Genomic DNA, 1,310 nt, shown 5'->3' with positions numbered 1-1,310 from the left:
TGGTCTCGTTCCAGGTACCTCATCATCAAAAAACGCAGTTCCTATCATCCTAAGCTTTGGAGTCGATAGATCACGCCGTACCTTTTAACAATGAATAAAATTACTGATTCTGGTCTAACCCCATCATAATCATCCCTTTTCTATCATAAAAGAAATTATTTCGATTATAGATTATACCATCGGAAATAAAGGATATCAAGAGAAAAACGGGGCAATTACAGGTGTTCTGGCATTACTGTACACGCATACGTGCCCAGTAACTTCTGACATCTCTTACATAAAATTATCTATTTTTTCTGTCCTCTGGTTTTTTCATCTTCTGTTTCCAGGACCGTATCAGCTGCGCCGCCAGCCGGTTTCCAAAATACCCCGCCGCGCATCCCACAATCATGCCGCCCAAAACATCGGTCGGGTAATGCACATATAAATACATTCTTGAAAACGCCATCAGGATCGCCAGAGGCAGCGTGATTTTCCACCATTTTTTCGCCCCGGCAAAGTACAGAGCCGCGACCGCAGCAAACGAAGCCGCCGTATGTCCCGACGGGAAGGAATAGTCCGCCGGGCGGGCAATAAGCAGCTGAACTGTCTGATTCACATCGCACGGACGGATCCGGCAAACCATAGGCTTTAGTAAGATATTACAGATGATCGCATCCAGACAGAGCGCTGCCGCCAGCGCAGCTCCCCACCTTCTCGTCCGCGGAATCATAAGCAGCAGGCATGTAAACAGAATCCAAATCATTCCTGCATTTCCAAGCCGCGAAATAAACACCATCCAGACATCGCCCACCGGCGTCCGCATCTGCTGAATCCAATCCAGTATTTGTAACTCCATTTTCATTTTGCTCCCTCTGTTTTTTACACAACTTTATGCGCGAGCCATCTCCGTCCCATAAAGCGGAATGTGAATACGATGCCCCGGATCGTCCAGTCTGTAAACATGCCGATCCACACCGCGATCGGTCCGAAGCCATGGACGCGGCAGAGATAAATGCACAGCGTCACCCGGAACGCCCACATACTGATGCAAGAGAGAATCATCGAAAACCTCACATCCCCGGCAGCCCGCATTCCATATGCCGGAATAAATGCGAGCGTCCAGACAATCGGCTTTACCACCGTGATCCATCCGACCATGTAGAGACACATCTTCGCACTCTCCGGCTCCATGCCGCCCAGAATCGTGACCGGTTTCGTCGCCAGAAATACGAGCGCACAGCTTGCGACGATGACGATCTCCGCCACTGCCGTCAATTTTTTGATATAATAGATCGCCTCATCCTTGCGCCCCGCGCCGAGACACTGTC

General features: G+C 49.7%; 2 protein-coding genes (1 of these 2 only partly in view). Both read right to left on the bottom strand.

The features are described 5' to 3' along the window. Positions 1–283: 283 nt before the first annotated feature. Positions 284–838 (bottom strand): phosphatase PAP2 family protein, encoded by a 555-nt coding sequence (locus QVO97_RS09175; RefSeq protein ID WP_367950148.1) that lies wholly within the window; start codon positions 836–838, stop codon positions 284–286. Between the two features lie 23 nt (positions 839–861). Next, positions 862–1,310, bottom strand: the 3' portion of a protein-coding gene (locus QVO97_RS09170) for an MATE family efflux transporter (RefSeq protein WP_022360032.1). Its footprint extends 934 nt past the window's final position; only the last 449 of its 1,383 coding nucleotides appear in the window; the start codon falls outside the window, past its right edge; the stop codon is at positions 862–864.

Origin of the sequence: Clostridium sp. CAG:43 (assembly GCF_000434655.1) — a bacterium.
Taxonomy (GTDB): Bacteria; Bacillota; Clostridia; order Lachnospirales; family Lachnospiraceae; genus Otoolea; species Otoolea fessa.
The sequence above is the reverse complement of the archived record's forward strand: the minus strand, read 5'-3'. Positions and strand labels throughout refer to the sequence as shown.

What these genes read in the sequence shown, in the direction of transcription:
- QVO97_RS09175 (WP_367950148.1), bottom strand. Translation starts at nt 838, where the DNA reads ATGGAGTTACAAATACTGGATTGGATTCAGCAGATGCGGACGCCGGTG.